Source organism: Streptomyces sp. NPDC054866, assembly GCF_053610745.1.
This window is the reverse complement of the sequence record NZ_JBSGZA010000001.1, coordinates 967,919-991,269: the sequence shown is the minus strand read 5'-3', so window position 1 is coordinate 991,269 and position 23,351 is coordinate 967,919. Positions and strand designations below refer to the sequence as shown.

Here is a 23,351-nt window from a genome sequence, read left to right as displayed (position 1 = left end):
GACCTGGGGTCAGGCGTCGCTGAACTTCTCGCCCTTGCCGGCCTTTTCGACCAGCAGCGCGGGCGGCGTGAACCGATCCCCGTAGCGGTCGGCCAACTCACGCGCGCGTGCCACGAATCCGGGCAGGCCGCCTTCGTAGCCGTTGATGTACTGGAGCACGCCACCGGTCCAGCCGGGGAAGCCGATGCCGAAGATGGAGCCGATGTTGGCGTCCGCGACGGACGTCAGGACGCCCTCCTCAAGGAGCCGCACGGTGTCGAGCGACTCGGAGAAGAGCATCCGCTCCTGCATGTCCTCGAACGGGATCTGCGTGCCCGGCTTGGTGAAGTGCTCGCGCAGGCCCGGCCAGAGCCCGGCGCGCTTGCCGTCCACGTAGTCGTAGAAGCCCGCTCCCCCGCTCCTGCCGGGACGCTCGAACTCGTCGACCATGCGGTCGATGACGGAGTCCGAGGGGTGCCCGGCCCACGTGCCGCCGGCCTCCTCGACGGCGCGCTTCGTCTCGTTGCGGATCTTGCGCGGCAGGGTGAGGGTCAGCTCGTCCATCAGGGAGAGGACCTTCGCCGGGTAGCCCGCCTGGGCCGCGGCCTGCTCGATCGACGCGGGCTCGATGCCCTCGCCGACCATCGCGACGCCTTCGTTGATGAAGTGCCCGATCACGCGCGAAGTGAAGAAGCCACGCGAGTCGTTGACGACGATCGGCGTCTTGTTGATCTGGCGTACGAGGTCGAACGCGCGCGCGAGGGCCTCGTCGCCGGTCCGCTCGCCCTTGATGATCTCGACGAGCGGCATCTTGTCGACGGGCGAGAAGAAGTGCAGGCCGATGAAGTCGACGGGCCGCGTGACACCCTCGGCGAGCTGGGTGATCGGCAGCGTCGAGGTGTTGGAGCAGAGCAGCGCGTCCGGCTCGATGACGTCCTGGATCTCCTGGAACACCTTGTGCTTGAGGGCGGTGTCCTCGAAGACCGCCTCGATCACGGCGTCGCAGCCCGCGAGGTCCTGCGGGTCGGCGGTCGGCGTGATGCGGGCGAGCAGCGCGTCCGCCTTCTCCTGGGTCGTACGCCCCCGCTGCACCGCCTTGGCGCACAGCTTCTCGGAGTACGCCTTGCCCTTGGCGGCGGCCTCGGCGGAGACGTCCTTGAGGACGACCTCGATGCCCGCGCGGGCACAGGAGTAGGCGATGCCCGCGCCCATCATCCCGGCACCGAGGACGGCGGCCTTGCGGACCTGGCGCGGCTCGATGCCCTTGGGCCTGTTGGCACCGGAGTTGACGGCCTGGAGGTCGAAGAAGAACGCCTGGATCATGTTCTTCGCGGTCTGCCCGGTGACCAGTTCGGTGAAGTAGCGGGCCTCGATGGTCAGCGCCGTCTCGAAGTCGACCTGCGAGCCCTCGACGGCGGCCGCGAGGATGTTGCGCGGGGCCGGGTACGGGGCGCCGTTGATCTGCTTCTTCAGGTTGGCCGGGAACGCGGGCAGGTTCGCCGCGAACTTCGGGTTGGCCGGGGTGCCGCCGGGGATGCGGTAGCCCGGCTTGTCCCAGGGCTGGGCCGACTCGGGGTTGGCGTCGATGAAGGCGTGGGCCTTCTCGATCATCTCCTCGCGGGTGGCGGCCACTTCGTGGATGAGGCCGTTCTCCAGGGCGCGCTTCGGGGAGTACTGGGTGCCCTGGAGGAGCACCTTCAGGAGCGCGTCCGCGATGCCCATGAGGCGTACGGTGCGGGTCACGCCGCCGCCCGCCGGGAGCAGGCCGAGGGTGACCTCGGGCAGGCCGATCTTGGATCCGGGCGCGTCCAGCGCGACGCGGTGGTGGCTGGCGAGGGCGATCTCGTAACCGCCGCCGAGGGCCGCGCCGTTGATGGCGGCGACTACGGGCTTGCCCAGGGTCTCGATGCGGCGCAGGGAGCCCTTGATGGCCACGCCCGCCTCGAACGCGTCCCGCGCGTTCTCGGGGCCTGCCTGCATCATGTCCTTCAGGTCACCGCCCGCGAAGAAGGTCTTCTTGGCGGAGGTGTAGATGATGCCGCGGATGGAGTCCTTCTCGGCCTCCGCGCGCTCGGCGATCGCCGCGATGGAGTCCTTGAACCCCTGGTTCATGGTGTTCGCGGACTGGTTGGGGTCGTCGAGGACGAGGGTGAGGATGCCGGTGGCGTCCATTTCCCAGCGGATGGTGGTGCTTTCTTGCGTCATGACGTTCTCCGTGAAGTCTGTTGTGGGCGGGGCGGGGGCGGGATCCGGGGAGGGTGGCTGAGGGGATGTGACCGGCTGACCGCTGGTGGGGGCTGGTCGCGCAGTTCCCCGCGCCCCTGGAGATGCGCACTGCGCGCGCCATCTCCAGGGCGCGTATCGGGGAAGGCTGCGCGCAGCGCATGCCTTCAGGGGCGCGGGGAACTGCGCGAGCAACCACGACGCACCTGCGGTCGGTGACGGCCCCAGCCCCAGCGGAGCTACACCCGTTCCACGATCGTGGCGATGCCCATCCCGCCGCCGACGCAGAGGGTGGCGAGCCCGTACCGCAGGTCACGCCGCTCCAGCTCATCGACCAGCGTCCCCAGGATCATCGCCCCGGTCGCGCCCAAGGGATGCCCCAACGCAATCGCGCCGCCGTTGACGTTGACCTTGTCCAGGGACAGCCCCATGTCCTTCACGAAGCGAAGCACGACAGCCGCGAACGCTTCGTTGATCTCGACGAGGTCGATGTCGTCGATGGTCAGACCCGCCTTGGCGAGCGCCTTGCGCGCGGCAGGCGCGGGACCGGTGAGCATGATGGTCGGCTCCGAGCCGGAGACGGCCGCGGAGACGATCCGGGCGCGCGGCGCGAGGCCGTACCGCTCGCCGACCTCCTTGCTGCCGATGGCGACCAGCGCGGCGCCGTCCACGATGCCCGAGGAGTTGCCCGCGTGGTGGACGTGGTCGATCTTCTCGACCCAGTGGTACTTCTGCAGCGCGACAGCGTCGAAGCCGCCGAGGTCGCCGATGTCCTTGAAGGACGGCTTCAGCTTCGCCAGCGAATCAGCGGTGGTGCCGGGCCGCATGTACTCGTCGTGGTCAAGGACGACCAGGCCGCTGCGGTCCTTGACCGGCACGACGGACTTCTCGAAGCGGCTGTCCTTCCAGGCCGCCGCGGCGCGCTCCTGGGACAGGGCGGCGTACTCGTCCACGTCACGCCGCGAGTAGCCCTCGACCGTGGCGATCAGGTCGGCGCCGATGCCCTGCGGCACGAAGCCCGTCTCGTAGTTGGTCATCGGGTCGGCGAACCAGGCGCCGCCGTCCGAGGCCATCGGGACCCGCGACATCGACTCGACGCCGCCCGCGAGGACGAGGTCCTCCCAGCCCGAACGCACCTTCATCGCGGCCATGTTGACCGCTTCCAGACCCGAGGCGCAGAAGCGGTTCTCCTGGACGCCCGCGACGGTGTCAGGAAGACCGGCGGCGATGGCCGCGATGCGCGCGATGTCGGAGCCCTGGTCGCCGACGGGGCCCACGACGCCGAGGACGATGTCGTCGACGGCCGCCGGGTCCAGGTCGGGGAAACGCGCCCGGATCTCGTGGATCAGGCCGACGACGAGGTCGATCGGCTTGGTGCCGTGCAGGGCGCCATTGGCCTTGCCGCGTCCGCGCGGGGTGCGGATCGCGTCGTATACGTACGCTTCGGTGGTCAAGACAGCAGCCTTTCGGGACAAGACGTGAGGGTGAGGGGAGAAGGCGGGGCTCAGGCGAGCAGGGAGCGGCCGATGATCTCCTTCATGATCTCGGTCGTACCTCCGTAGATCGTCTGGATGCGGCCGTCGGTGAAGGCCTTGGCGACGCGGTATTCAGTCATGTAGCCGTATCCGCCGTGCAGTTGCAGACAGCGGTCGGCGACGCGTTTTTGCAGTTCGGTGGCCCACCACTTGGCCATCGAGGCGTGCACGGCGTCGAGTTCCCCGTTCGAGTGATCGACGATGCAGCGGTCGAGGAACGTACGCGTGACCGCGCACTCGGTGGCCATCTCGGCGATCTCGAAGCGGATGTGCTGGAGCTTGGAGAGCGGGCGCCCGAAGGCCTCGCGCTCCTTGACGTACGCGGTGGTGATCTCCAGGAGATTCTCGGCGGCGGCGATCCCCGCGACGGCGATGCCCATGCGCTCCTGCGCGAGGTTCGTCATCAGGTGGATGAAGGCGCCGTCGAGCTCGCCGAGGAGGTTCTCCTTGGGGACGCGTACGTCGTTGAAGAACAACTCGGCGGTGTCCTGGGACTTCTGGCCGATCTTGTCGAGGTTGCGGCCCCGCTCGAAGCCGTCCATGCCGCGCTCGACGACCAGCAGGGACAGGCCCTTCGCGCCGCCCTCCGGGGAGGTCTTGGCGACGACGATGACGAGGTCGGCCAGGATGCCGTTCGAGATGAACGTCTTGGAGCCGTTGAGCAGCCAGTGGTCGCCCTGGTCCGTGGCGGTGGTGCGGATGCCCTGGAGGTCGGAGCCCGCGCCCGGTTCGGTCATCGCGATGGCCGTGATGATCTCGCCCGAACAGAAGCCGGGCAGCCAGCGCCGCTTCTGCTCCTCGGTGGCAAGGGAGGTCAGGTACGGGCCGATGATGTCGTTGTGCAGGCCGAGCGCGAGCCCTGAGGCTCCCGCGCGGGTGAACTCCTCGGCGAGGACCGCGCTGTAGCAGAAGTCGGCGTTCCCGCCGCCTCCGTACTCCTCGGGCACGGCGAGCCCGAGGAGCCCCTGCTTGCCCGCCGCGAGCCAGGCGTCACGGCTGACGATCCCGTCCTTCTCCCACTCCTCGTAGTGGGGCAGCACCTCCTTGGTCAGGAAGGTGCGGACGGTCTCGCGGAACGCCTCGTGTTCGGCGGTAAAGATCTGTCGCTTCACGTACGGCCTCCTGGAGCCTTAGAGCCAGCCCTTGACGGTCTCGATCGACTTGGCCGGCTCGGGGCCGACGGGAATGACGTTGAGCATGGTGACGCCCGCCTCGCGGAAGGCCTCGACACGCTCACGGACGTAGCTCTCGGGTCCGCACAGCGACATGAGCTCGCAGAACTCGTCCGGTACAGCGGCCTCGGCTTCCTTCTTCTTGCCCGAGAGATACAGCTCCTGGATGCGCTTGGCCTCCTTCTCGTAGCCGTACGCGACCGCGAGGTCGTTGTAGAAGTTCTTCCCCGGGGCGCCCATGCCGCCTACGTAGAGGGCGATTTGGGGTCGGGCCATATCCCGTACGGCCGCCGCGTCGTCACCGATGGCGAGCAGTCCGCCCGCGACCGTCTGCAACGGGCCGAGCGCCGGATCGCGCTTCTCCTTGCCCTCGGCGAGCGGAGCGCCCCACACCTGGTGGGCCTTCTCCGGGATGAAGAGAGTGGGCAGCCAGCCGTCGGCGATCTCGGCGGTCATGCGGACGTTGGCGGGGCCCAGGGAAGCGACGTACAGCGGCACTTCCGAACGCACCGGCCTGGTGAGGATCTTGAGCGGCTTGCCCAGCTTGCCGCCCTTCTCCTCGGGCAGCGGCATGTCCGTGATGCCGTGGTGGTCGATGACCTCGCGGCGCAGGATGCGGCGGGTCAGCTCGATGGCTTCGCGGGTGCGGGCCAGGGGCTTGTCGTAGGGCTTTCCGTGCCAGCCCTCGACGACCTGCGGGCCCGAGGCGCCGAGCCCGATGATCGCCCGCCCGCCGGAGATCGCGTCGAGTCCGGCCGCCGTCTGGGCGATGAGGGCCGGGGTGCGCGAGTAGACGTTCAGGATCGCGGCGCCGATCTTCATACGCTCGGTGCGCGCGGCCAGGTAGCCCATGATGGTGGGCGAGTCGAAGCCGTACGCCTCCGCCACCCAGACGGCGTCCAGACCGGCGGATTCCAGGGCCGCGATGTCGTCGGCGGCCTGGCGCGGGTCGCCCGCGTAGGCGAGAGGTGCGGAGAGCTGCATCAGTCGTCTTCCTTCGTGGGTGTGCCGGACTGCTGGACGAGGGCCGGTACGTCCCAGTCGCGGGCCACGGCCTCGGTGTCAGCGCCCGGCTGGGCGGGACCGCCGCGGACGTGGGTCGGGGTCGTTGAGAAGCGGGGCGCGGGGGCGGGCTGCGTGATGCCGCCGTGGTCGACGAAGGTGCCGCGGGCGGCGAGGTGGGGGTGGCCGGGCGCCTCGCGCAGGGAGAGCACGGGGGCCACGCACGCGTCGGAGCCTTCGAAGACGGCCGTCCACTCCTCGCGCGTCCGCTCCTTGAAGCGGGCGGCGACCGCCTCGCGCAGCTCGCCCCAGCGGGCGAGGTCCTTGCGGGCGGGTGCCTGGTCCGCGAGGCCGAGCAGCTCGATGAACTCGTCGTAGAACTGCTGCTCAAGGGCGCCGACGGCCATGTAACCGCCGTCGGCGGTCTCGTAGTTGCCGTAGAACGGGCAGCCGCCGTCCAGGAGGTTGGCGCCGCGCCGGTCCTGCCAGCCGCCGGCCGCGAGCATGCCGTGGATCATCGACGTGAGGTGCGCGGTGCCGTCGACGATCGCGGCGTCCACGACCTGCCCGGCGCCGGTGGCGCGGGCGTGGTGCAGGGCGGCGAGGATACCGACGACGAGGTAGAGCGAGCCGCCCGCGTAGTCGCCGACGAGGTTCGCGGGGACGGTGGGCGGCTCACCGGGGTTGCCGATCATGCCGAGGGTGCCGGTGATCGCGATGTACGCGATGTCGTGCCCGGCGCGCTGGGCCAGCGGCCCCTCCTGGCCCCACCCTGTCATCCGTCCGTAGACGAGCTTGGGGTTGCGGGCCTGGCAGGCACTCGGCCCGACCCCGAGGCGCTCGGCGACGCCGGGGCGGTAGCCCTCGATGAGGATGTCGGCGCGGTCCACCAGGTCGAGGACGCGGTCCGCTCCGTCCGCCGCCTTGAGGTCGACGATCACGGAGCGTTTGTTGCGGTTGGTGACGTCGTACTCGGGGTTGATCGCGAGACCGCCGCCGCCCGGTCGGTCGACGCGTACGACGTCGGCACCGAGGTCGGCGAGGAGCATGGCAGCGAACGGGCCGGGCCCGATGCCCGCCAGCTCAACCACACGCACCCCTGCGAGCGGTCCGTGAACGCCCTTGTCCGGCACTGCCATTGAGCCCCCAGCGCTATGACACAGCTATGACACAACTGATGTAACACCAGTGATGCTAAGAACGTGTTCCACTCCGCACAAGACCCTAGCAAGCAAGCGCTTAGGCAATTTCGGGGAAGCATGCGCGGCGCTTAGCCTCGACGCATGGATTCCGTACTGGTCAGCGCGTGTCTACGCGGGGTGCCATGCCGTTTCGACGGCCGCGACAAGGCGTCGCCCCAGGTCGACGAGGCGGTGGAGGGACGCGCGGTCGTGTCCTTCTGCCCGGAGGCGGCGGGCGGTCTGCCGACACCGCGCCGCCCTGCCGAACTCGTCGGCGGCGACGGTCACGACGTGCTCGACGGCACGGCCCGTGTCGTCGACGACACGGGCCACGACGTGACGGCCGAGTTCATCGAGGGCGCCCGGCGCGCCCTGGCCGCCGCGCGGAGCGGGGGTTGTACCGAGGCGCTCCTGATGCCACGCAGCCCGTCGTGCGGGCGAGGGCTCGTCCACGACGGGTCATTCGACGGGAAGCTGGTGGCGGGCGACGGCGTGACGGCGGCGCTGTTCGAGCGGAACGGGATCACCGTGCGGTCGGCGCCCGGGGCGTGAGACTCCTGCCGCAGGGCGACTGCCGGAGCGCGGCTGCCGCAGGGCGGCCCGGTCCGTCACGTGGCGCGGGCGTCCAGTTCCGCGACCAGCTTCTTCGTGGCGATCGTGCGGTAGCTCTCCTCGACCCAGTCGCAGAGCAGGTCGGCGGCCGGTGCGCCCTTCTCCTCCAGGGGGACGCGCACCCAGCCCGACCTGCCCAGGCCGTACCCGGCCGGCTCCGCGCCCGGCGCCGTCAGGGCATGGGCGTGTGCCGCCTCGTCCGTGAGCTTGACGGTGATCCCGAGGGGATAACTGCCGTCGTCCGTCCCGAGGAAGACGAACACCTTCTTGTTGACCTTGGCGACGCTCTCGCCCCAGGGGAAGTCCTCGGTCGCGCTCGGCATGCCGAGCGCGAAGTCGCGCACCCGTTCCCACTTCGTCAGGGCACTTTTCGAGACAGCCATGGGGTACCTCCTGGTAACCACTCCGACCCCTCACGCTAGCCTCGGCCACCGACATCGGCACGGGGTGCAGGGAAGAGAGGTGCCATGACCAGTCAGAACGGCAACGGCAAGGAGCGTGCGGCGGACCGCGCGTACGACATCGTGCTCTTCGGAGCGACCGGTTTCGTCGGCGTGCTCACCGCGGAGTACCTCGCGGCGCACGCCCCCGAAGGGCTGCGCTGGGCGATCGCGGGGCGTGACACCGGGAAGCTGGAGCGGCTGCGGGACAAGCTCACCGAAGCCCACCCTGCCTGCGCGGAACTCCCCCTCGTCCGCGCGGACGTGGCGGACCCGGCGTCCCTCCGGGAGATGGCGGGCCACGCGCGCGTGGTGGCCACGACCGTCGGGCCCTATCTCGAGTACGGCCAGGAACTCGTCGCCGCGTGCGCCGAGGCGGGCACGGACTACGTGGACCTCACCGGGGAGCCGGAGTTCGTCGACCTCATGTACGTACGGCACGACGCCCGCGCACGCGAGACGGGCGCGCGCCTCGTGCACTCCTGCGGCTTCGACTCGGTCCCGCACGACCTGGGCGCGTACTTCACCGTGCAGCAGCTCCCGGAGGGCGTGCCGCTGCGCGTCGACGGCTTCGTACGCAGCAACGCGACGTTCTCCGGAGGCACGTTCGCCTCCGCGCTCACCCAGTTCGCGCGCGGACCGCAGATGCTGACCGCCGCGCGCGACCGGCGGCGGCACGAGCCGCGCCTGGTCGACCGCAAGGCGTACGCGCCGCCGAGCGCGCCCCGGTACGCGGGCGAGGTCGGCGCCTGGGCTCTGCCCCTGCCGACGATCGACCCGCAGGTCGTGCAGCGTTCGGCGCGGGCGCTGGAGCGCTACGGGCCCGACTTCCGGTACCGGCACTACGCGGCCGTGAAGACCCTGCCGTTCGCGGTGGGCGGCGCTGCGGCCGTCAGCGCTCTGGTGGCCGCTGCCCAACTGCCGCCCGCGCGGCGGTGGTTGTCCTCGCGCCTGAAGCCGGGCGACGGGCCGAGCGAGCAGCGGCGCGCGGAGAGCTGGTTCTCCGTGCGGTTCGTCGGCGAGGGCGGCGGGAAGCGGGTGTTCACGGAGGTCTCGGGCGGCGATCCGGGCTACGACGAGACGGCGAAGATGCTGGGCGAGGCGGCCCTGTGCCTGGTCCTCGACGACGACCTGCCGGACGTGGCCGGGCAGGTGACCACCGCGGTGGCCATGGGCGACGCCCTGACGGCGCGGCTGACGGCGGCGGGCCTCAGCTTCCGGGTGGCGGCGTCGCGCTAGGGCCTAGGCCGTCGCCTCGCGCAGCGCCGCGCGGCACAGGGCGTCGGCGCGGCGCGTGGACTCCGGGAGGCGGTAGCGCGGGGTGAGACGGAGCGTGTGGGCGCAGGCGTTGTCCAGGCTCACGCGGTGGCCGACGGAGACGAAGACCGGCTTGACGTCCTCGCGGGTGCGCAGGGCGCGGCCGATCTCCTCGTCTCCGTCCAGGAGCGGGGCCGCGCTCCCCCGCGGCGCGTCCGGAGCCTCGTACGTGAACGTGAAGGGGTTCTTGGCGACGCCGATCGTGGGCAGCCCGGTGAGGACGCCGAGGTGGCTCGCGAGGCCGAACCTGCGGGGATGCGCGATGCCGTAGCCGTCGCAGACGACGAGGCCCGGGGCTGCTTCGAGCGCCTCCAGGGCGGCGAGGACGGTGGGGATCTCGCGGAAGGCGAGCAGGCCCGGCACGTACGGGAAGGCCACGCGGCCCACCGCGGTGGCCTCCTCGACGACGTCGAGTGTCGCGGCGTCCAGGACGACGACCGCGGCGGCGACGATGTCGCGCTCGTCGTCGTAGGCGACGTCGACGCCCGTGACGTGTCCCGTGCCCGGCTCGGGGCCCGCTTCGTCGAGCACGACCCGCGCACGGAGTCCGTCCTGGACGGCGCGTGCGGCCGGCTCGTCGGCGGGCCAGTCGGCGGGGATGTGCGCGGGGGTGGCGGCGTGGGTCGTCATGGTGCGGTCAAGACTAGGCCTTCGGCCTTCCCCCACCCCGCCCGCCCGGCGGCTTGCTACTTGGCCGCGAACTTCCAGATGAACGGCTCGCCGTCCTCCTCGGCCCAGTGGATCTCCAGGTCCTTCGCGTCCTTGGGCACCAGGTAGGTGTCGCACAGGACGTGGGTCTCGCCCTGCTTCCAGCCCTCGATGTCCAAGGCGTCCTCGCAGCCCGGCGCGTCGTCGGCGGCACCGATGACCAGGGTGCCGCGCTGTCCGTCCGCCCACACCGTGGTGCCGTCGTTGGCGTCCGGGGTCTCCTTGAGGGGCGCACCGGACTTGTGCGTGTACTTCACGTAGGAGATGGCCGGGACAAGTCCCTTGGCCTCCTTGGGGTCCGACACCATCTTCTTGGTGTCGGCCTCCGTGCCCAGCTCGACCTTCTGACCGGTGATCTCGTACGTGACGGAGGCGTCGCCCTCCTTCACCTTGCCGGTGGCGCTCTCGCCGGTGCCGAGCTCGCCGCCGGACTCGGGCTTCGGCTTGGCCTTGGGCTCGTTCGCCCCGCCCTTCGGCTTGTCCGCCGAGTCCTTCTTGTCGCCACCACCGCAGGCGGTCAGCGCGAGGGCGAGCACGGCCACGGGTGCGGCAACGCGCAAAGCGGTCTTCCTGTACAGCAAAGTGAACTCCAGACAGAAATGGGCCGGCGCGCAGCACGAAGTCACCCCATGGCGCGGCCGGTTGAGCGGTCAGCATAAGGGGCGACTACGCAAGTGGTCGAGGCGATTCCGTACCGTGCACACATCGCACGTTCACACTTGCTACGGATATGGGACGAAGCGAACACCCCGGCCCCGGACCGCACATGGCGGCGCGCGGCGGTAACCTCGCGATCATGTTCGTTCTCGAGTTGACCTACACCGCGCCCGTGTCCGCCGTCGACAAGGAGCTGGAGGCCCACGTCACGTGGCTCGACCAGCTGTACGCGCAGGGGGTCTTCATCGCCTCCGGGCGCAAGAATCCGCGCGACGGCGGCGTGATCCTGGCTGTGGCCGACGACCGCGCGGCCATCGAGAAGATCGCGGCGAGCGACCCCTTCGTGCTCGCGGAGGTCTGCGAGTACCGCATCACCGAGTTCATCGCCACGAAGACGGCCCCGGCACTCGCCCCTTACCGGCAGCAGCTGCCCTAGTTCCGCTCCCAGCGCGCGATCCGGCCCTTCTCGCCGGACGCCCAGCAGGCCCGGTCCCGGGTGCAGTCCACGGTGTCGTACGACCCCGGGTCGACCGTCCGCCAGGTGCGGCCGCCGTCCGACGTGACGTCCGTGCCGGTCGGCCCGACCGCGAGCGCGCCCTTGCGGCTCCCCGGCAGCCAGGCCACCCCGGAGCGGTACGCGGGCGGCGGCTCGGCTGCCGCGGTCCAGGTGCGGCCGCCGTCGCCGGTGGTGGCCGCCGCCTTCGGAGAGGGCTGGCCGGCGCGGTAGTCGCCGCCGACCGCGATGCCGTGCGTACGGTCGCGGAAGGCGAGGCCGAAGACACCGCGCGCGGGGTCGCCCGCCGGGATCGGGGCGTCCGTGGCCGTCCAGGTGCGGCCGCGGTCGGCGGAGTGCAGGACACGCGCGCGTGCCCCTCCACCCGTGGCCAGCCACACGTCGCGGGAGCCGGAGCTCACCAGGCACTGGCCGCTCGCCGCGAAGCCCGCCTCGCCCTCCTGCGCGGCGGGCATGCCGTCGCTGGGCAGGACCTTCCAGGAGCGGCCGCCGTCGGCGGTGGACAGGATGCGGTACTTGCCGTCCACCGGGTCGCTCATCGCGAGGCCGTGGCGCCGGTCGAAGAACGTCATGCAGTCGTAGAAGGCCTTGGGGTCGGTGTTGCGGAAGGACTCCGTCCAGGTCGCTCCGCCGTCCGCGGTGCGAAAGACCCGCGAGGCCTCGCCCTCGCCGATGGCGAGGACCACCGCGCGGCGGCCGTCGAAGGCCTCGATGTCCCGGAACTCCAGCTCTGCGGCTCCGGGCGGGGAGACGTTCCGCCAGTGCCGGCCGCCGTCCGAGGTGCGCAGCACGGTGCCTTTCGCGCCGGCCACCCAGGCGGTGTTCCCGCTGACCGCGGCGAGACCGCGGAAGCGCGCGTCGGTGCCGCTGTCCTTGAGGTCCCAGCCCCCGCCCCGCTGCGGCTGTCCCCCTGGAGCCGCGGGGGCCGCCTGGGCGAGCCCGGGTGCGGCCAGTGCCGTCGCGGCGAGAGCCGCCCCGCACAGTCCCACCGACACCGCACGGCCCAGCGACCGCGCCCTCCTCGTCTTCCCCAAGGACTTCATGGCGGGCGAAGTTACCACCGGAACGAAGGATTCCTTCCGGGAATTCTGTGAAGACGGTGAAGAGCACGCGGTGACCGAGGTCACTCCGTGTTCGCGTGCACGGATTCCGTCATTCCGACGTCTATCCAAGTGCCGACCCGAGTCGTCCAGCTGTAGTTGAGGGAGCAGGCGTTGTCCACCAGCATCGATCAAGCCGTAGAGGCCCGCCTCGTCGCCGCCGCACCGCGGATGTCGACCATTCCCGCGACACTGCACTACGACCGGAGCGATCCGTTCGCCGTCCGGATGAGTTTCCCCGCCCCGGCGACCCTGGAGGGCGTCGAGGTCTACTGGACCTTCGCCCGTGAACTGCTCGCGCAGGGCATGGAGCAGGCGGTGGGCGACGGCGACGTCCGCGTGCGGCCGTACGGCTTCGACCGCACGGTCGTCGAGTTCCACGCCCCCGAGGGCACCGCGATCGTCCACATCCGCACCGGCGAGCTGCGCCGCTTCCTGGACCGCTCCCTGGCCCTGGTGCCCACGGGCGACGAGCATCTGTACGTCGACCTGGACCAGGACCTCGCCGATCTGATGCGGGACGCCTGCTGAACCGCCCCCCTGCCGACCCTCAGCCCCCGCCGCCCGACCTCGCCGCCTCCGCGTACGTCACCGCCGAGGCCAGCGCCTTGTGCAGCCCCCGCATCAGCTCGGGGAGCTCCGGGGCCGGGGCCCCGCTCCGGTCGGTGAGCGCGTCGAGCCGGTCCTTGTACTGCCTGCGGTCCTTGCCCGAGATGACGGCGCGCAGCTTGCCCGTCGCCGCGCAGACCACCAGGGCCGCGTCGCCCGCGGGGACCTCGGAGACCGGCACCGGACCGCGCAGGACCGCCAGCGCCTCGGCGTGCAGGACCTCGACGTATCCGGCGCGCTCCAGTTCGTACCGCCGGGAGGGGAAGATCCCGAAGACGCGGGTGCGCTCCGTCCGCAGATAGCCCTCGGATGCCAGCTGGTCGCGCACCCTGTCCATGGAGTAGCGGGACTTGTGGGTGATCCAGCCGCTCCATTTGCGGGGCCGGGACTCCTCGATGAGTTCGAGGACCCCGTCGAGTGCCGGGTCTCCGGTGCGTGCGCCGAAGACCGGTGTGACGATGCCGTCCACGTCCGAGACGAGTCCGCGCTGGGCCAGCTCCGCGAGCGCGCAGGCCCGCACCGCGTAGTGCAGCTCCGGGGCGCCGGCGATCCTGTTCCGACCGGTGTCCCAGGCCAGCAGGAAGATCCGGGTCGGCAGCGAGAGCGAGCCGTAAGGCATCGGGCCTCCTTGTTCGCGGTCACGATAAATCGTTGACAGTCGCCGGGTCGCACCCTACGGTGTATAGCGGTTCTGTTGTCGCCGATAGGAGTAGGACGTTGCTCGTCTGAGGTCTGGAGTCACCGCGTCACACGGCTCGTCCGTGTGCGTAGCGTGCGACCTCGGCGCTTGAGCCGTCCCCCTGACGCAGGGCCCATTTTTCTGCCCTCGCCTCCTGTGACGACGCTGCTCCCGTCCTGCTGTCGCGCCCCGCGGTGTCCCGAAACGCGTTGCCCCTGACCGCGCTTCATCTCACGCAACCGCGAGGACCACATGTCTACTTACCCCACTTCCATCACGTGCACGTCGCTCGACTTCACCTGGCCGGACGGCACCGGTGTCTTCGACGGGCTCCAGGTGGCCTTCGGTCCCGGCAGGACCGGCCTCATCGGCGTCAACGGGTCAGGAAAGTCAACCCTGTTGAAGCTCATCGCCGGTGAACTCACGCCGAGCGACGGCGCTGTCCACGTCGCGGGTGACATCGGCTATCTGCCGCAGAACGTGGCCCTCGACACCGGTCTGCGCGTCGACGAGGTGCTCGGCATCGCGGCAACTCGCGCCGCCCTGCACGCCATTGAGGCGGGTGACGTGGCCGAGGAGCACTTCGCGGCGGTCGGCGACGACTGGGACGTCGAGGAGCGCGCCGTGGCGACCCTCGACCAGCTCGGCCTCGGCCACATCGGCCTCGATCGCACCACGGGCGAGGTGTCGGGTGGCGAGTCCGTGCTGCTGCGCCTGGCCGCGCTGCTGCTGCGCCGGCCCGACGTACTGCTGCTCGACGAACCCACCAACAACCTTGATCTGTACGCCCGTCGGCGCCTGTACGCGGCCGTCGACGCCTGGTCGGGGGTCCTGGTCGTGGTCAGCCACGACCGTGAACTCCTCGATCTGGTCGACCAGATCGCCGATCTGCGGGACGGAGAGCTCAAGTGGTACGGAGGCAACTTCTCCGCGTACGAGGAGTCGCTCGCCGCCGAGCAGGAGGCGGCGGAGCGCATGGTGCGCGTCGCCGAGTCCGACCTGAAGAAGCAGAAACGCGAACTGGCCGACGCCCAGGTCAAGTTGGCCCGCCGCAAGCGGTACGGCCAGAAGATGTGGGACACCAAGCGCGAGCCGAAGGTCGTCATGAGCGAGCGCAAGCGCCAGGCCCAGGTGTCCGCGGGCAAGCACCGCATCATGCACGAGGAGAAGCTCAGTGAGGCGAAGGAGCGCCTGGACGACGCCGTCGAGGCGGTGCGGGACGACGACGAGATCCGCGTCGACCTGCCGTTCACCGCGGTCCCGCCGGGCCGCACCGTACTCACGCTGCGCGAGCTCTCCCTGCGCTATGGAGCGCGCGTACAGGGCGAGTTCGAGCTGCGCGGCCCCGAGCGGGTCGCGCTGATCGGCCGCAACGGCGCGGGCAAGACCACGCTCCTGCGGACGATCGCCGGACAGCTGGAGGCCGTGGAGGGCGAGGCGCAGGCGCATGTTCCGCTGCGTTTCCTGCCCCAGCGGCTCGACGTGCTGGACGAGGAACTGACCGTCGCCGAGAACGTGGCACGCTACGCCCCCGACGCCACCAACAACAGGATCCGGGCCCGCCTGGCCCGCTTCCTGTTCAAGGGAGCGCGGGCCGATCAGCGTGCGGCGACCCTGTCGGGCGGCGAGCGGTTCCGTGCGGCACTGGCCGCGCTGCTGCTCGCGGAGCCCGCGCCGCAGCTCCTGATGCTCGACGAGCCGACGAACAACCTCGACATGGCGAGCGTGAAGCAGCTCGCCACGGCCCTGGAGTCGTACGAGGGTGCGCTGATCGTGGCCAGTCACGACGTGCCGTTCCTGGAGTCGATCGGCATCACACGCTGGCTTCTCCTCGATGGAGAAATCAAGGAAATCAGGACAGAAGCTGTCGGGTATCCCGGCTAGCTTCGCGTGTATGCACCAATACATCACCATCACCGGAGCCCGTGAGAACAACCTCAAGGAGGTGAGCCTGCGCATTCCCAAGGACCGGCTCACGGTCTTCACCGGCGTATCGGGGTCGGGGAAGTCGTCGGTCGTGTTCGACACGATCGCGGTCGAGTCGCAGCGTCAGCTGAACGAGACCTTCACGTGGTTCGTCCGCAACCGGCTGCCGAAGTACGAGCGGCCGCACGCGGAGACCATGGAGGACCTCTCGCCCGCGATCGTCGTCGACCAACGGCCGATCGGCGGCCACTCCCGGTCGACGGTGGGCACGATGACGGACATCTACTCGGTGATGCGCGTGCTGTTCTCGCGGCACGGCACACCGAGTGCCGGTCCGGCCACCGCGTACTCGTTCAACGACCCGTCGGGCATGTGTCCCCGGTGCCACGGCCTCGGCAAGACCGTGCGGCCCGACTACGACCGCATCCTCGACCCCGCCAAGTCCCTGGCGGACGGCGCGATCCTCTTCCCGCCGTTCGCCGCGGGGACCTGGCAGGGCCAGACGTACACCAACACCCCCGACCTGGACACGCACAAGCCGGTGGGCCGGTTCACCGCGCGGGAGCGGGAGTTCCTCATGCGCGGCGGAAAGCAGGGCGGCAAGGTCAACGTCGACAACACCGGCGGCGCGCGCGACATCGACTACGAAGGGCTCGCGGACCGCTTCGAGCGGCTCTACCTCAACCGCGATCTGTCGACGCTCTCCCAGAAGACCCGTGATCTGGTGCAGCGCTTCCTCGTCGAGGGCGAGTGCGACGCCTGCGACGGGGCGCGGCTCAACCCGGCGGCGCTCGCCACCCGTATCGGCGGCATGAACATCGCCGACTGCTCGCGCATGGAGGTCACCGACCTCATCGCCGCCCTGGAGCCGATCGACGACCCGGTGGCGGGACCGATCGCGTCGGCGGCCGTGGCGGCGCTCGAACGGATCGAGGCGATCGGGCTCGGCTACCTCAGCCTCGGCCGCGAGACGTCCACGCTGTCCGGCGGCGAGGGCCAGCGCCTGAAGACGGTGCGGCACCTCGGCTCCAGCCTGACCGGCATGACGTACATCTTCGACGAGCCGAGCGTCGGCCTGCACCCGCGTGACGTGGGACGGCTCAACGACCTGCTGCTGCGCCTGCGCGACAAGGGGAACACCGTCCTGGTCGTCGAGCACGACCCGGACGTGATCGCCGTCGCCGACCACGTCGTCGACATGGGCCCGGCTGCGGGCACGGGCGGCGGTCTGGTCGTCTTCGAGGGGACACCCGACGAGCTGCGCCGCGCCGACACCCTCACCGGCCGGCACCTGCGGCGCTCCACGGGCATCAAGGAGAGCCCGCGCGAGGCCATCGGCGGGCGGTGGGTCAAGGGCGCCGATCTGCACAACCTCAAGGACGTCAGCGTGCGCGTGCCGACGGGGGTGCTCACGGCGGTGACGGGCGTCGCGGGCTCGGGCAAGAGCACGCTGGTGTCGGGGGCGTTCGTGGCCGAGCATCCGGACGCCGTGGTCGTGGACCAGTCGGGCATCGGCATCTCGGGCCGCTCGACCCCGGCGACGTACCTCGGGATCATGGATTCGCTGCGCAAGCTGTTCGCGCGTGAGACCGGCCAGGAGGCGGGGCTGTTCAGCTTCAACTCCCATGGTGCGTGCGAGAGTTGCCAGGGGCGCGGGATCATCTACAGCGACCTCGCGTTCATGGATCCGGTGACGACGACCTGCGAGGCGTGCGAGGGGCGACGCTTCAAGGAAGAGGTGCTCCGGCTGACCGTCGGCGGCAGCTCCATCGCCGATGTGCTCGACATGACGGCCGAGCGCGCCCTCGACTTCCTCACCGCGGTCGACGACACGGCCATGCGGCGCAGGCTGCGGGCCCTGCACGACGTGGGGCTCACCTACCTGACGCTCGGGCAGCCGCTGAGCACCCTGTCGGGGGGCGAGCGGCAGCGCATCAAGCTCGCCACGCAACTGCACCGCACCGGTACGACGTACGTCCTCGACGAGCCGACGACCGGTCTGCACATGGCGGACGTGGACGGCCTGCTGGCCCTCCTGGACCGCCTCGTCGACGCGGGGAACACCGTGATCGTCGTCGAGCACAACCTCCAGGTCGTCAAGCACGCGGACTGGGTGATCGACCTCGGCCCCGACGGCGGCAAGCACGGCGGCCGGATCGTCTTCGAGGGCACCCCGGAACAGCTGATCGACGCGGAAGGATCGTTCACCGCCGCGCATCTGCGACGAGACCTGGGCCTGGAGCCCTCGCACGCTGCATGATGGCGGGAGCGCCTTGATCCGGTCCCCGCCGGACCGGGCGCCCCACCGCTCCCGCACCTACGGAGACCCAGCCGTGCCCAGCAGGAAAGCGCTGATCCGCCGTCCGAGCCCGCGTCTCGCCGAAGGCCTGGTCACGCATGTCGAGCGAACCCCGGTGGACGCCGGGCTCGCCGTCGAACAGTGGGAGGCGTACGCCGACGCGCTGCGGGCGCACGGCTGGGAGACGGTCGAGGTGGAGCCGGCCGACGACTGCCCGGACTCGGTCTTCGTCGAGGACACGGTCGTCGTCTTCCGCAACGTCGCGCTGATCGCCCGGCCCGGCGCCGAGTCCCGGCGGGCGGAGACCGCCGCCGTGGAGGAGGCGGTGGCCCGGCTCGGCGCCTCCGTGAACTGGGTGTGGGAGCCGGGCACGCTGGACGGCGGCGACATCCTCAAGATCGACGACACGATCTACGTGGGGCGTGGCGGGCGCACGAACGCCGCCGGCGTCCGGCAGCTGCGGGCCGTCTTCGAGCCGCTGGGGGCGCGGGTCGTGGCCGTCCCCGTCAGCAAGGTCCTGCATCTGAAGTCGGCGGTGACCGCGCTGCCGGACGGCACGGTCATCGGCCACCCGCCGCTCGTGGACTCCCCTTCGCTCTTCCCGCGCTTCCTGCCCGTCCCCGAGGAGTCCGGGGCCCACGTGGTGCTGCTCGGTGGCGCGAAACTGCTGCTCGCGGCGAGCGCGCCGAAGAGCGCGGAGCTGCTCGCGGATCTCGGTTTCGATCCGGTCGTGGTGGACATCAGCGAGTTCGAGAAGCTCGAAGGCTGTGTGACATGCCTCTCAGTGCGTCTCAGGGAGCTGTACGCCTGACCAGTCCTGAGGCGGGCGGGACGAGAGAGGCCCGTGGGCCCCGGCGACTCAGGCACTTTACGGAGGGCTTAACCTACGGCAACGTAACCTACGAGACCGTAGGTAGGTAGCACCCGCTCGTGCTATCGCGTAACCCCTACGCACGTAATCCGCAAAAAAACTCCCGTCCCCCTGGAGCCCCCGTGACGATCACCTCTCCTCATCTCGGCAGCACGGACGACTGGACCGATGCCCGGTTGCTGTTCGCCCTGGAAGAAGTGGTCGAGAAGGAGCTCAACCGCCACCTGAAGGTGGCGAAGGACTGGATGCCGCACGAGTACGTGCCGTTCTCCGACGCCCGGAACTTCCCCGGTTACTTCGAGGACGGCGAGGCCTGGGAGCCCGAGCAGTCCAAGGTCACCGACATCGGAAAGATCGCCCTCGTCGTCAACCTGCTGACCGAGGACAACCTCCCCAGCTACCACCACGAGATCGCGTCCCTCTTCGGCCGCGACGGCGCCTGGGGCACCTGGGTGCACCGCTGGACCGCCGAGGAGGGCCGCCACGGCATCGTGATGCGTGACTACCTCCTTGCCTCGCGTGCCGTGGACCCGGACAAGCTCGAACAGTTCCGCATGGCGCACATGGCCGAGGGCTTCGAGTCCGACAACCGCCACTCGATGCTGCACTCGGTCGCGTACGTGGCCTTCCAGGAGCTCGCGACCCGCGTCTCGCACCGCAACACCGGCCACCAGTCGGGCGACCCGGTCTGCGACCGGATGCTGGCGCGCATCGCCACCGACGAGAACCTCCACATGGTCTTCTACCGCAACCTCCTGGGCGCGGCCTTCGAGCTCGCCCCGGACCTCACGATGCAGTCCGTGCGCGACGTCGTGGTCAACTTCCGGATGCCCGGACACGGCATGCCCGGCTTCGAGCGGGCCGCCGCGCAGATGGCGATCGGCGAGATCTACAACATGCGCATCCACCACGACGACGTGATCCAGCCCGTCCTTCGCTACCTCAAGGTCATGGACATCGACGGGCTCGGCCCCGAGGGTCTCAAGGCGCAGGAGGAGCTCGGTCTGTACATGAACGGGCTCGACACCGAGGCCGCCAAGTTCGACGAGAAGCTGGCCGCGCGCAAGGCGCGGATGGCGGCTCGGGGTAAGTAGGCACCCCGGGGTGGGTGGGCCCGAGAACGCCGCTTCGCGGCGAGACTTTCCCGCCCACCCACCCGATTGCCCCGCAGTCACTCGTACGTCGCCGCCACAGTCAGCGCCGCGTCCCGTACGTCCGGGACGCCGTGACCCCGCAGGGATCCCAGCAGATCCCGCCAGGCCGCCGGCCAGCCAACCCGCTCCCCGAGCGATTCCACCGCCGCCACGGCGAAGAGGCCGGACGCGGGGCTGCCGTCCTCCGCCAGGCGGCGGGCCACGGGCAGCAGCAGGGCGCTCTCCCCCTCCGCCTCGGCCAGGCGCGAGCCCAACGTCGACGCCGTCCGCACGGCCAGCGCGGGCCGCCCCTCGTGCAGCCGGGCCAGCCGCGACAACTGGGCCGCCACCTCCGCGGCCCCGGCGTCCAGCGCGACCGCCCAGGCAAGCACCCCGGCGGCCTGCGGCACGAAATCCCCGTACCCGGCGAGCAGCTCTCCCGCGCGGAGAGCCGCGGCCCGGTACGCCTCGCCCCCGCCCGCCAGCGTCGCCGCCACGTACTCGATCCGCCGCCGTGCGGGCAGATCCCGGTCCGGGGGCACAGGCGCGTCGGAACCCGCGAGGGCCACGAGGGCGCCGCACAACGCCTCGCCGCCACGGGGAGCGGTCGCCGCCGCCGTCACGAGCCCCCGCGCGGCCACCTGCCACGTGGAACGCCGGTCGAGGTCCGCGACCGCCTCCGCGAGGACCGAAGCCGCGTCCGGCGACCACGGTGCCCACCGCGCGAGGGCGGTGAGCGCGAGCGCCGCCGCCTCGTCGTCATCGGTGCCGACCGCCTCGCGCACGAGGCGCGCGTACCGCTCCCGGTGCCCCTCCGCCAGGTCGAGCGGCCGCACCCGCAGCACCGCCGTCCGCAGCACCGCCTCGCCCCCGGCTGCGTCCCTCAGCAGCCCCCACACCCGTTCCTCACCGAGCAGCCCGCCCGCGAAGGCGACACACGCCGCCCGTACGTCGCGGTGGGCGTCCGGCGCCTCGTAGGCATCGCCGAGCAACGACGCCGCCTCGGGCGCGGGCAGCCGTACGGCGGCGAGACGCGCGGCCTCCTTGCGGCTCGTCACCTTCTTGCCGGGCCCGCACAGGACCTCCCGCAACTGCGCCGCGAGCCGGGACGGCGCGACATGACGTGACGCCCGCGTCGCCGCGTACACCGCGACCCGGGCCCGCTCACCGCCCGCGTGCGCGAGCAGTTCGGGCAGCGTGTCCCCGGGCCGCGAGGTGTGCGCGAGGGCGCCGATGGCCGCCTCCGCGAGCACGACGTCGGGTGATCCGGTCCAGCGGCGGACGAGCTCCTCCCCCGCGCCGGGAATGGCCGCGCCGCGTGCGATCGCCGCGGCGCGGTCCCACTGCGGAAGGCCCGCGTCACCGGCGGCATGCTCCAACTGCCGTGCCAGAGCCTCCTGTTGCCGTGGGAGCCAGCGGCGGATCTGGTGGGCGTAAGCCGGTAGGCTCCAGGCCGCGCCCTTGGTCAGGAACCGCCCGTACGGCGGTGTGCCGGTCAGGAGTTGGTCGAGCAGGTCCGTGCGGCGGGCGCACAGCACGGAGCGGACCGGGGCGAGCACGCCCGTCGACGGATCCTGTGCCAGGACGCGGGCGACGCGTTCATCGCGGGTCGCGGGCGGTTCGAGCCACAGGTCGATCGCCCTCGACACCGTCGCGTTGCTGCCGAACCGGATGGCCTGCCACAGGAGTTCCTGCAGCTCCCTCATCCCGGCGGCGCGTCGGCCGACCGCGCGGGCCAGCGCGAAGGCGAGGCTGTAGTCGGCCTTCTCCGCGCCCGCCTCGATCCAGGGTCGCAGCGCATCGAAGACGTCGTGCTCCTGGCCGCGGCGCAGGGTGCGGTCGAGGCGGCCGAGGTCGGCGCCGCCGGTGTTGCCGGAGATCCGGACGAGGGTGCGCAGCGCCCAGTTCACCAACTCCCGCTGCCCGCACGCCGCGTGTTCGCGCAGTACGGCAACGGCCAGGCGGCTGAGGCTGCCGCGGGTGGCGTGCGAGGAGTCGCGGGCCGCGACGGCGTCGGCGGAGATCCGGTCGAGGAACGGTTCGGCGTCGGCTCCGAAGAGGGCGGGCCGGGTCTCGGCGAGCGCGGTCAGGGCCACGGCCCGTACCGGATCCTGCTCGTTCGCGAGCCGGGTCATCTCTTCCAGTACGGCGGTGACTTGGGCCCTCTCGCCGGACCGTGCGGCATTGCGGACGAGCAGCGGCCACGCCACGGCGCGGTCATCGGCGGCGGGGCGCCGGGTCGCTGCCACCAGCCGGTCGCGCACCTCGGCGCAGGGCAGGAAGGACTCGGCGAGCAGCACGGAACTCCAGTGCGCGCCCTGCTCCTTGGCCCGCCCGGCCATCCGCCGCGCCTCTTCGGCGACGGCACTGCGGGGCAGCGCGCCGAGGATGACCCCGTCGACGGTGGCGGACCCCGCGCCGCGGCCTTCCACGGCACGCGCGTGGACGGCGGCGCGCTCGGCGGGCGCGTGGGCGCGCATCAGCCGGGCGAGGTCGTCGGAGTCGTCGGCGACGGTGCGGGCGTAGGTGAGGAGTTCGGGAGCGCCCGAGCGGGCGAGCTTGTGCAGCACGGAGGAGGTGAGCGCGCCACTGCGGCGCAGCGGCCACCCCCAGGTCCCGGACAGGATCGTGAGGACGCGCCCCGGCGCAGAGTCAGCCAATACGCCTAGATGCGAGCGGAGTTGGAGCGGGAAGGCGCTGGGAGAGAACCGTTCCAGCAGGTCGAGCACCCGCACCGGCTCCGCGTCCGTAACGGCGGCGATCCCCGCCGCGTACCGCTGCCACCACGTGTCCCGCAGCGCGTCGGGCAGCGCTGCGAGCTCGCGTGCCGCGACATCGAGCAGCACACCCGCGTGCCGCTTCGCCAAGGGCTGCCACCCCCGTACGGCATGGAAGAGCCCCGGCAGCAGCCCCTCCACCACGGGGCCCGAGCAGCCGGGCAGCAGCCTGGCCGCCTCGGCGTCACCCCACTGTTGCCGCAGCGGGCCGATGAGGCGATCGGCAAGCGCTGTGCGGCCCCCGGCGACGATCGCCCGCAGCAACTGCCGCCGCACCGCCTCGGAAGCGTCGCCGAGCGCTGCCTCGAACGCCGCGTCCGGCACCCCATGGCTCTCCGCCGCCCGCAGCGCGTGCCCCCGCACGAAGGGGTCGGGGTCGGCGAGCCGCGCCCCGGTCCACTCGGCGTCCCTGCCGGCGCAGGCCAGCAGGATGGCGACCCCGCGCTCGTACGGGCCGCCGCTCTCCAGCTCTTCAAGGACGGACCGCAGCGCGCCGCGCCCCGCGAAGTCCCGGGCACTCTCGGCGATCTCCCGCAGCCGTCGCGGGTACGCCAGGGGGTCGAGGTCGGAGAGCAGATAGCGGGCGGCGGTCTTGTCGGGCTGTGCCATGCGCGGAT

19 protein-coding genes are annotated in these 23,351 nt (G+C 71.2%); 8 read left to right on the top strand and 11 right to left on the bottom strand.

Annotation, left to right across the window (positions count from 1 at the left end; all coding sequences use genetic code 11):
- Positions 1–9: 9 nt before the first annotated feature.
- The 5 genes from ACWGI2_RS04190 to ACWGI2_RS04170 all read right to left on the bottom strand — a co-directional run bounded on the left by ACWGI2_RS04190 (position 10) and on the right by ACWGI2_RS04170 (position 7,050).
- Positions 10–2,184: a 3-hydroxyacyl-CoA dehydrogenase NAD-binding domain-containing protein gene (locus tag ACWGI2_RS04190; protein WP_453693715.1), complete on the bottom strand. Its 2,175-nt coding sequence runs from the start codon at positions 2,182–2,184 to the stop codon at positions 10–12.
- A 257-nt stretch (positions 2,185–2,441) separates the two neighbouring features.
- Entirely contained in the window at positions 2,442–3,656 is a 1,215-nt protein-coding gene (locus ACWGI2_RS04185; RefSeq protein WP_453693713.1) for an acetyl-CoA C-acetyltransferase, read from the bottom strand.
- Between the two features lie 50 nt (positions 3,657–3,706).
- Positions 3,707–4,849 (bottom strand): acyl-CoA dehydrogenase family protein, encoded by a 1,143-nt coding sequence (locus ACWGI2_RS04180; RefSeq protein WP_453693711.1) that lies wholly within the window; start codon positions 4,847–4,849, stop codon positions 3,707–3,709.
- A gap of 18 nt (positions 4,850–4,867) precedes the next feature.
- Positions 4,868–5,893, bottom strand: coding sequence for an LLM class F420-dependent oxidoreductase (locus ACWGI2_RS04175; protein WP_453394583.1), 1,026 nt, complete (start codon positions 5,891–5,893; stop codon positions 4,868–4,870).
- On the bottom strand, positions 5,893–7,050 hold the full coding sequence (locus tag ACWGI2_RS04170; protein ID WP_453693709.1) for a CaiB/BaiF CoA transferase family protein: 1,158 nt from the start codon (positions 7,048–7,050) through the stop codon (positions 5,893–5,895). The genes ACWGI2_RS04175 and ACWGI2_RS04170 overlap by 1 nt, the downstream gene beginning before the upstream one ends.
- Positions 7,051–7,194: 144 nt before the next feature.
- On the opposite strand from ACWGI2_RS04170, the gene ACWGI2_RS04165 reads away from it, so the two are divergent.
- Positions 7,195–7,644: a DUF523 domain-containing protein gene (locus tag ACWGI2_RS04165; protein WP_453693707.1), complete on the top strand. Its 450-nt coding sequence runs from the start codon at positions 7,195–7,197 to the stop codon at positions 7,642–7,644.
- A gap of 56 nt (positions 7,645–7,700) precedes the next feature.
- Here the strand turns inward: ACWGI2_RS04165 and ACWGI2_RS04160 are convergent, their stop codons facing one another.
- Entirely contained in the window at positions 7,701–8,087 is a 387-nt protein-coding gene (locus ACWGI2_RS04160; protein WP_453394580.1) for an MmcQ/YjbR family DNA-binding protein, read from the bottom strand.
- Positions 8,088–8,171: 84 nt separating this feature from the next.
- On the opposite strand from ACWGI2_RS04160, the gene ACWGI2_RS04155 reads away from it, so the two are divergent.
- Positions 8,172–9,383: a saccharopine dehydrogenase family protein gene (locus ACWGI2_RS04155; protein WP_453693705.1), complete on the top strand. Its 1,212-nt coding sequence runs from the start codon at positions 8,172–8,174 to the stop codon at positions 9,381–9,383.
- 3 nt (positions 9,384–9,386) lie between these two features.
- Here ACWGI2_RS04155 and nfi read toward each other — a convergent pair whose 3' ends face one another.
- Positions 9,387–10,091 carry a deoxyribonuclease V gene (nfi, locus tag ACWGI2_RS04150; protein WP_453693703.1) on the bottom strand — a complete coding sequence of 235 codons (705 nt, stop codon included), beginning with the start codon at positions 10,089–10,091 and terminating at the stop codon, positions 9,387–9,389.
- A gap of 56 nt (positions 10,092–10,147) precedes the next feature.
- Positions 10,148–10,750 carry a hypothetical protein gene (locus ACWGI2_RS04145; RefSeq protein ID WP_453394577.1) on the bottom strand — a complete coding sequence of 201 codons (603 nt, stop codon included), beginning with the start codon at positions 10,748–10,750 and terminating at the stop codon, positions 10,148–10,150.
- A 215-nt stretch (positions 10,751–10,965) separates the two neighbouring features.
- Between ACWGI2_RS04145 and ACWGI2_RS04140 the strand changes: the two genes are divergently transcribed.
- Positions 10,966–11,262, top strand: coding sequence for a YciI family protein (locus ACWGI2_RS04140; RefSeq protein ID WP_453394576.1), 297 nt, complete (start codon positions 10,966–10,968; stop codon positions 11,260–11,262).
- Here the strand turns inward: ACWGI2_RS04140 and ACWGI2_RS04135 are convergent.
- Positions 11,259–12,383: a WD40/YVTN/BNR-like repeat-containing protein gene (locus ACWGI2_RS04135; RefSeq protein ID WP_453693701.1), complete on the bottom strand. Its 1,125-nt coding sequence runs from the start codon at positions 12,381–12,383 to the stop codon at positions 11,259–11,261. The genes ACWGI2_RS04140 and ACWGI2_RS04135 overlap by 4 nt on opposite strands.
- Positions 12,384–12,554: 171 nt before the next feature.
- Here ACWGI2_RS04135 and ACWGI2_RS04130 point away from each other — a divergent pair, with 171 nt between their 5' ends.
- Positions 12,555–12,971, top strand: coding sequence for an SsgA family sporulation/cell division regulator (locus tag ACWGI2_RS04130; protein ID WP_453394574.1), 417 nt, complete (start codon positions 12,555–12,557; stop codon positions 12,969–12,971).
- Between the two features lie 19 nt (positions 12,972–12,990).
- Here ACWGI2_RS04130 and ACWGI2_RS04125 read toward each other — a convergent pair whose 3' ends face one another.
- The gene (locus tag ACWGI2_RS04125; RefSeq protein WP_453693699.1) at positions 12,991–13,668 is read right to left on the bottom strand and encodes a GOLPH3/VPS74 family protein; all 678 of its coding nucleotides are present in this window, start codon (positions 13,666–13,668) and stop codon (positions 12,991–12,993) included.
- A 312-nt stretch (positions 13,669–13,980) separates the two neighbouring features.
- Between ACWGI2_RS04125 and ACWGI2_RS04120 the strand changes: the two genes are divergently transcribed.
- The 4 genes from ACWGI2_RS04120 to ACWGI2_RS04105 all read left to right on the top strand — a co-directional run bounded on the left by ACWGI2_RS04120 (position 13,981) and on the right by ACWGI2_RS04105 (position 19,918).
- Entirely contained in the window at positions 13,981–15,612 is a 1,632-nt protein-coding gene (locus tag ACWGI2_RS04120) for an ABC-F family ATP-binding cassette domain-containing protein (RefSeq protein WP_453693697.1), read from the top strand.
- A gap of 10 nt (positions 15,613–15,622) precedes the next feature.
- Positions 15,623–17,914, top strand: coding sequence for an ATP-binding cassette domain-containing protein (locus tag ACWGI2_RS04115; RefSeq protein WP_453693695.1), 2,292 nt, complete (start codon positions 15,623–15,625; stop codon positions 17,912–17,914).
- A 73-nt stretch (positions 17,915–17,987) separates the two neighbouring features.
- A complete protein-coding gene (gene ddaH, locus ACWGI2_RS04110) occupies positions 17,988–18,764 on the top strand; it encodes a dimethylargininase (RefSeq protein WP_453394570.1) in 777 nt (258 codons plus the stop codon).
- A gap of 182 nt (positions 18,765–18,946) precedes the next feature.
- Positions 18,947–19,918 carry an acyl-ACP desaturase gene (locus ACWGI2_RS04105; protein ID WP_453394569.1) on the top strand — a complete coding sequence of 324 codons (972 nt, stop codon included), beginning with the start codon at positions 18,947–18,949 and terminating at the stop codon, positions 19,916–19,918.
- Positions 19,919–19,995: 77 nt separating this feature from the next.
- On the opposite strand, the gene ACWGI2_RS04100 is transcribed toward ACWGI2_RS04105, so the two are convergent.
- Complete coding sequence (locus tag ACWGI2_RS04100; protein ID WP_453693693.1) at positions 19,996–23,343, bottom strand: hypothetical protein; 3,348 nt, start codon at positions 23,341–23,343, stop codon at positions 19,996–19,998.
- Between the last annotated feature and the right edge of the window lie 8 nt (positions 23,344–23,351).

Bases quoted from the DNA above. Each gene is read 5' to 3' on its own strand.
- ACWGI2_RS04190 (WP_453693715.1), bottom strand. From the start codon at position 2,184: ATGACGCAAGAAAGCACCACCATCCGCTGGGAAATGGACGCCACCGGC.
- ACWGI2_RS04175 (WP_453394583.1), bottom strand. From the start codon at position 5,893: ATGCAGCTCTCCGCACCTCTCGCCTACGCGGGCGACCCGCGCCAGGCC.
- ACWGI2_RS04170 (WP_453693709.1), bottom strand. From the start codon at position 7,050: ATGGCAGTGCCGGACAAGGGCGTTCACGGACCGCTCGCAGGGGTGCGT.
- ACWGI2_RS04165 (WP_453693707.1), top strand. From the start codon at position 7,195: ATGGATTCCGTACTGGTCAGCGCGTGTCTACGCGGGGTGCCATGCCGT.
- ACWGI2_RS04160 (WP_453394580.1), bottom strand. From the start codon at position 8,087: ATGGCTGTCTCGAAAAGTGCCCTGACGAAGTGGGAACGGGTGCGCGAC.
- ACWGI2_RS04155 (WP_453693705.1), top strand. From the start codon at position 8,172: ATGACCAGTCAGAACGGCAACGGCAAGGAGCGTGCGGCGGACCGCGCG.
- nfi (WP_453693703.1), bottom strand. From the start codon at position 10,091: ATGACGACCCACGCCGCCACCCCCGCGCACATCCCCGCCGACTGGCCC.
- ACWGI2_RS04140 (WP_453394576.1), top strand. From the start codon at position 10,966: ATGTTCGTTCTCGAGTTGACCTACACCGCGCCCGTGTCCGCCGTCGAC.
- ACWGI2_RS04135 (WP_453693701.1), bottom strand. From the start codon at position 12,383: ATGAAGTCCTTGGGGAAGACGAGGAGGGCGCGGTCGCTGGGCCGTGCG.
- ACWGI2_RS04125 (WP_453693699.1), bottom strand. From the start codon at position 13,668: ATGCCTTACGGCTCGCTCTCGCTGCCGACCCGGATCTTCCTGCTGGCC.
- ACWGI2_RS04120 (WP_453693697.1), top strand. From the start codon at position 13,981: ATGTCTACTTACCCCACTTCCATCACGTGCACGTCGCTCGACTTCACC.
- ACWGI2_RS04115 (WP_453693695.1), top strand. From the start codon at position 15,623: ATGCACCAATACATCACCATCACCGGAGCCCGTGAGAACAACCTCAAG.
- ACWGI2_RS04100 (WP_453693693.1), bottom strand. From the start codon at position 23,343: ATGGCACAGCCCGACAAGACCGCCGCCCGCTATCTGCTCTCCGACCTC.